General features: G+C 41.8%; 1 protein-coding gene. It reads left to right on the top strand.

Translation table 11 applies throughout. The annotated features are described in order from the left end of the window. A partial coding sequence (locus Ga0466249_RS25880; protein WP_215832380.1) for an aldehyde dehydrogenase family protein occupies positions 1-627 on the top strand: 627 nt, incomplete at both ends.

The raw sequence follows: 627 nt of genomic DNA on the forward strand, positions 1-627 counted from the left end.
TCACGAATCAGCCGATATTGAAGCCCTTACCTGTGCCATCGTTTTGGGTGCATTCGAATACCAGGGGCAAAAGTGTTCGGCAGCGTCTCGTGCTTACATCCCTGAAAGCCTGTGGGGCGAACTAAAGGGACGTCTTGAAGAAGAAATAGGCAAGATTAAGATGGGCGATGTTCGTGACTTTACAAACCTCATGAATGCTGTTATTGATCAAAAATCTTTTAATAATATACAAAAATATATTGATTATGCCAGAAAATCTGAAGACGCTGAAATCATAATTGGCGGTGGCTGTGATGACAGTGTAGGATACTTTGTCGAGCCAACAGTCATCTTAGCCAAGACACCGACATTTAAAACGCTCGTAGAAGAAATCTTTGGACCCGTTATCACCATTTATGTATATCCCAATGATAAACTAGATGAAACCTTGACACTCTGTGATACTGCAACTATTTATGGATTGACAGGTGCTATATTTGCACAAGACAGAGCCGTAATTATCAAGCTTGCGAAAGCATTGGATCATGCTGCAGGTAACTTTTATATTAATGACAAGCCGACTGGTGCAGTTGTTGGACAACAACCATTCGGTGGTAGCCGTGGATCAGGAACAAATGATAAAGCAGG

This window comes from Pelorhabdus rhamnosifermentans, assembly GCF_018835585.1.
In the GTDB taxonomy this organism is placed as follows: Bacteria; Bacillota; Negativicutes; order UMGS1260; family UMGS1260; genus Pelorhabdus; species Pelorhabdus rhamnosifermentans.